The following is a 5261-nucleotide window of genomic DNA, read 5'->3' as shown; positions in this document are numbered from 1 at the left end:
TAAGCTTTCAGGAATCAAGCTCATCATTGCAACTAAACAAAGGCTCGCAAATATAGCTTTAAAATAAAAAATACTCTGCCAACCCCATTGTGTTAAAAAGTAACTGCCTAACAATGGCGCAAGAATGGGGGCAAGTCCCATGACTAACAATAACATCGAAAACGCTTGTGCGGCTTGGCTTGGTTGACAACGATCACGAACAATTGCTCGGGCAATCACCATACCCGAACAGCCACCAAAACCTTGAAAAAAACGATATAAAATAAGTTGCTGCATATTTTGTGCATGACTAGCCAAAAAAGCTGCAACAATAAAAATGGTTACGCCTATGAGTAGAGGAGGCTTTCGACCAAAACGATCACTCAACGAACCATATAATATTTGACCGAATGTTGTGCCAATAAAAAAACTGGCTAAACTCAATTGTGTGCCATGACCTAGCTCTTGTTCTAAAGTCGGAAAGCTAGGCAAATACATATCAATTGATAAAGGGCCAATTGCTGTTAATGCCCCTAATAACATTAACCAAGGTTCAAAACGTAATCGAGAAGTTGTGGACATAACTGTCTCAGAATAATAAAAAAATTAGCCCCTAGTGGTGGTAATACTGGTCAGTTAAGAAAAATTGGCATTTAAAAACTGCCCTTCGACTCCGCTCAGGGCGCATTTTTGCGTTGACTGAGCAGAGTCGAAGTCAGCAAAAATGGCTTAACTGACTGACATTACCTAGTGGTGAGGCTAATTTTTTAAGGTGATGCAAATTAACGTTGAATTTTATCAATAGACACATCCCAAAATTCGGGACGTGGTGGCGGTGTATCCACATTTGGTTTGGTGTGTAAATGACCTGCCATAACCCGACACCAAACACGCACATAATGCTCAATAACACGTTCATTAAACACTAAGTGTTTATCCATAGCCATGCCACGCAACATCCACTGCGTTAAAATCATCAAGTGGCGAACATTGTCTTTATCAGAGTTAGGTTTTAAATAATGTTCTGCGGCTGTGCCTAAAGTGTTAAAAGCGGACATCCACAGTTTTTGTAACATTTCAGCCAATTCATTATCACGACGACTAGCCACAATTAATTCTAATAATACTGCATTTTCGGCAGTGCCAAACACTTCACGCCAAGAAGTCATAATCAACTCAGTGAGTTTATCTTCAGACTCCTCCATGTGTTGCATGGCAATGCCTAATTGCACATAAATTTTACGCATCAAATGTTCGGCAGCGGCAGCAATCAAAGCTGCTTTAGATGGAAAGTGGTGAACAGGTGCGCCACGAGAGACTTGTGCTGTTTCGACAATTTTGGTGACGGTTGTTCCTGCATAACCTTCAGTTTCTAAACATTTTAATGTGGCTTCAATGAGGCGAGTACGCATTGCCTCACTACGTTCAGCTTGAGTACGGCGTGGTTTCTCATGGCTCGTTGTTGTTACGGGCTTGATTGACTCGGTGGTTATCATAATAAAGCTACTTGTCATTGGGCTAAAAGAAATATGCCATGCTAAAAAAGCTATTTTAACATTGCCGCTTTCAACATCGCACATCATTCACAGGTTTTTTATTTTATTTACTTGACCTGCAACCGTAATTTTTGGTATTTATTATACATACTGTACGTCCGTATTGTAAATTAGGAGTAATAGAATGAGCAGCGTTCACGTTCCAGAGCAAGTCGCCCCAATGATCCCTCGTACTTTGTTTAATAGCGACCATGAGGCATTTCGTAAAACCGCCCGTCGTTTCTTTGAACAAGAAATTGCCCCATTTCATGAAAAATGGGAAGAGCAACAGCATTTAGATCGTGACTTATGGAACAAAGCAGGTGCTTTAGGTTTGTTATGCCCAACCATGCCTGAAGAATATGGTGGATCGGGTGTTGACCGTCTATATAGCGTAATTATGATGGAAGAGCAGGCACGTGTCGGTGATTCTGCTTCTGGTTTCTCTTTACACTCAGACATCGTTGCCAACTATCTCAATAACTTTGGTAACGAAGCGCAAAAGCAACAATGGTTGCCAAAAATGGCCTCTGGTGAAGTAGTCTCTGCCATTGCGATGACCGAACCTGGTACAGGCTCAGATTTGCAGTCTGTACAAACTCGCGCCATTGATATGGGCGATCACTATGTTTTAAATGGCTCTAAAATCTTTATTACTAATGGTTATTTGTGTGATATGGCCGTGGTTGTTGCCAAAACAGGTAATAGCGAAAAGGGCGCACAAAATATTTCTTTATTGATTGTTGATGCTCATAGCGAAGGCTTTAGCAAAGGCAAACCATTGAAAAAAGTGGGTATGAAAGGCCAAGATACTTGTGAATTATTCTTTAATAACGTCAAAGTGCCTAAAGAAAATTTATTGGGTATGGAAGGCATGGGCTTTATCATGTTAATGAAAGAGTTAGCATGGGAGCGCATGATGATTGGTATTATGTGTGCGGCTGCTGCTGAACACGCGTTGGCACATACGGTTGAATATGTAAAAGGCCGTAAAGTGTTTGGTAAGCCAGTTGCAGCTTATCAAAATACCCGTTTTAAATTAGCAGAATTACGCTCTGAGATTCAAATTGCGCGTGTGTTTGTTGACCGTTGTATTGAGCAAGTCTTAAAGCATGAGTTAAGTATTGAAGGTGCTTGTGCTGCTAAGTATTGGGTGTCTGATTTGTTAAGCAAAGTGGTTGATGAGTGTGTGCAATTGCATGGTGGTTATGGCTTCATGCTCGAATATCCAATTGCCCGTGCCTACATTGATAACCGTGCTAACCGTATTTATGGTGGTACAAACGAAATTATGAAAGAGTTAATTTCGCGTAGTATTTAAATCAGCTTCCCCTGTTAATCAGGGGAGTTTGATTAAAGCAGAGTTGTCGTTGGTGGTTTTGACAACGACTTCCTCTTCTAAAGTCTTGAGTATTTTAGAAGAGGGAGCTTATTTTAGAATCCTAAACTTAGGCCACCCTGTAAGAGTCCCTCTTGACCTACACCTATGCTGATGTAAGTAGAGAGTGCATCTTTGCTGTATTTTAAGCCTAAAATGTCTACATGAAATACAGTTGATGAGCTTTCAGTACTACTTTGTAGTGTTTGATATTTTTCTGTGGCACGTCCGATGGAAATGCCAGAATATACACAACCTGTTGCGCTGGCTGCGTACTCATATCTGCCACCCAATAGCCATGCTCTAATCGTGCCGACTTTGTTGTCTTCTTTATATTTTTGAGATGTTCCTGATACCGTCACAAGTAGTGAGTCTTGTAATCGGTAACTATAGCCTAGTTTTTTGATGGCTAGACTTTCTAAACCGTTATTATTATTAGCGGGGTCTGCTTTATCTCCAAACCATTTGTCGTCGATAGTTTCTTCTAGCCACTTACTGCCTTTTTTTTCTAAATAGTCAGTACTCCATGCACCAACTCCAATTGACAGTTCGTGTTTTTTGAGTGAGCCAGCATGAAGTAATGGGCAACAAAAGGTAAAAATCATCAGACTAAAAGAGGTGTATTTTTTAATCATAAATTCCTCTACAAAGTGAAAGCATACGCACTTCGCCAAAATTAGCACATTTTGTAAACATAGTGTCGTTATTTTGACTACGTTCAATCATCATGTAAACGATTAAACTGCAAACAAAGTTCGGTGCGGTTGGTAAAGTGCGTAGATTTTAATTTCTTGTAATCAAACCTTTTTCACAAACTCAGATTTGAGCTTCATCGCCCCAATCCCATCAATTTTACAATCAATATCGTGGTCACCATCGACTAAACGAATATTTTTAACTTTAGTACCCACTTTAACGACCAACGAAGAACCTTTAACTTTAAGGTCTTTAATCACAGTGACCGTATCGCCATCGGTTAAAACATTGCCATTAGCATCTTTAATAATACGATTGTCTTCGCTTGCTGTTGCTGCTGTTTTTGGCCATTCGTGACTACATTCAGGACAAATATATAAATCGCCATCTTCATAGGTAAATTCAGAATTGCATTGGGGACAAGATGGCAAAGAGCTCATAGAAAATTCCTAGAAAAATGCCCTCTCTTTGGTGGAGAGGGTTGAGGTGAGGGAGGGCTTAAGCTAAATCTAATAACTGGCACAAGCGAGTAGTTGGCTCGGCTTGGTTCATGGTGTAAAAGTGTAAGCTAGGTGCGCCACCTTGTAATAAGGTTTGACAGAGTTTAGTCACAACTTCTTCGCCAAAGGCTTTGATACTAGCTGTATCATCGCCATAAGCGGCCAATTGTTTACGAATCCAACGTGGAATATCTGCACCACAACCATCGGCAAAACGAATTAAGTTGCTGGCGTTAGTAATGGGCATAATACCGGGAACGATCGGAATGGTAACGCCTGCTTTACGCACTTTTTCAACAAAGTAAAAATACGCATCGGCATTAAAGAAAAATTGGGTAATTGCACTATTAGCACCCGCATTAACTTTAGCAATAAAGTTTTTAACATCACTGTCAAAATCATAAGATTGAGGATGCATTTCGGGATAAGCAGCCACTTCAATATGAAAATGATCGCCTGTTTCTTGGCGCACAAACTCCACCAAATCACGCGCATAGGGTAATTCGCCTAAACCCATTTGGCCTGACGGTAAATCACCGCGTAAGGCTACTAAATGTTTAATGCCTTGATTTTTATAACGGTGTAAGAGTTCAGCAATTTCGCTTTTGTTGTCACCAATACAAGATAAGTGTGGTGCAACGGCAATCGGGGCAGCTTGTTGAATTTGGTCAACAATCGACAATGTACGTTCACGTGTTGAACCACCTGCACCATAAGTCACAGAAAAATAGGCAGGATTTAAAATGGCTAAACGTTGATGAACTTGTAAGAGTTTTTGTGTGCCTTCTTCGGTTTTTGTTGGAAAAAACTCGAAGCTAATAGGAATTTGACGAGGCATAACATGATCCAAAATTAGCGTTGGTCTAAATTAATAGATGATTCGGTATGATTTAAATGCGAGGGGGCATCATCCCCTTCAAGCAACAATTGATTGTTTGTCCAAAAAACGGCGTATTGGCCAAGTTTCTGCTTTTGTACTAAAGCCTTGTTGACGGATTCTTTTAATGAATTCAACATCTGTTGCGAGTCTTGAGAGGGAGCAGATTGAATAACATTCATAAATTCGCCTCTTGTAAGAGAAGTTGATATAGCTCTGTATTGATAATATTACGAATACTAAGACTTTGCTCAAAAATAAGCTCTGGTACATTGTTACTATTCATAAAACAGTAT

Annotated in this window: 7 protein-coding genes; 1 reads left to right on the top strand and 6 read right to left on the bottom strand. The window is 40.0% G+C overall.

The features are described 5' to 3' along the window. Positions 1–561: MFS transporter (locus Q0212_RS07880; RefSeq protein ID WP_297924261.1), on the bottom strand; the 561-nt coding region annotated here is incomplete at its 3' end. Between the two features lie 200 nt (positions 562–761). Then, positions 762–1562: a TetR/AcrR family transcriptional regulator gene (locus Q0212_RS07875; protein WP_297924259.1), complete on the bottom strand. Its 801-nt coding sequence runs from the start codon at positions 1560–1562 to the stop codon at positions 762–764. Between the two features lie 97 nt (positions 1563–1659). Here Q0212_RS07875 and Q0212_RS07870 point away from each other — a divergent pair, with 97 nt between their 5' ends. Next, on the top strand, positions 1660–2835 hold the full coding sequence (locus tag Q0212_RS07870; RefSeq protein WP_297924257.1) for an acyl-CoA dehydrogenase family protein: 1176 nt from the start codon (positions 1660–1662) through the stop codon (positions 2833–2835). A 113-nt stretch (positions 2836–2948) separates the two neighbouring features. Here the strand turns inward: Q0212_RS07870 and Q0212_RS07865 are convergent, their stop codons facing one another. The 4 genes from Q0212_RS07865 to Q0212_RS07850 all read right to left on the bottom strand — a co-directional run bounded on the left by Q0212_RS07865 (position 2949) and on the right by Q0212_RS07850 (position 5147). Beyond that, entirely contained in the window at positions 2949–3527 is a 579-nt protein-coding gene (locus Q0212_RS07865) for a hypothetical protein (RefSeq protein WP_297924256.1), read from the bottom strand. Positions 3528–3689: 162 nt separating this feature from the next. Then, positions 3690–4028 (bottom strand): zinc ribbon domain-containing protein YjdM, encoded by a 339-nt coding sequence (locus tag Q0212_RS07860; protein ID WP_297924254.1) that lies wholly within the window; start codon positions 4026–4028, stop codon positions 3690–3692. Positions 4029–4086: 58 nt separating this feature from the next. Next, positions 4087–4926, bottom strand: a complete 840-nt coding sequence (gene metF, locus Q0212_RS07855; RefSeq protein WP_297924252.1) for a methylenetetrahydrofolate reductase [NAD(P)H] — start codon at positions 4924–4926, stop codon at positions 4087–4089. A 14-nt stretch (positions 4927–4940) separates the two neighbouring features. Next, positions 4941–5147, bottom strand: coding sequence for a hypothetical protein (locus Q0212_RS07850; RefSeq protein ID WP_297924250.1), 207 nt, complete (start codon positions 5145–5147; stop codon positions 4941–4943). Positions 5148–5261: the final 114 nt, after the last annotated feature.

Origin of the sequence: uncultured Agitococcus sp. (genome assembly GCF_937920075.1) — a bacterium.
In the GTDB taxonomy this organism is placed as follows: domain Bacteria; phylum Pseudomonadota; class Gammaproteobacteria; order Pseudomonadales; family Moraxellaceae; genus Agitococcus.
This window is presented reverse-complemented; position numbering and strand designations above follow the sequence as displayed.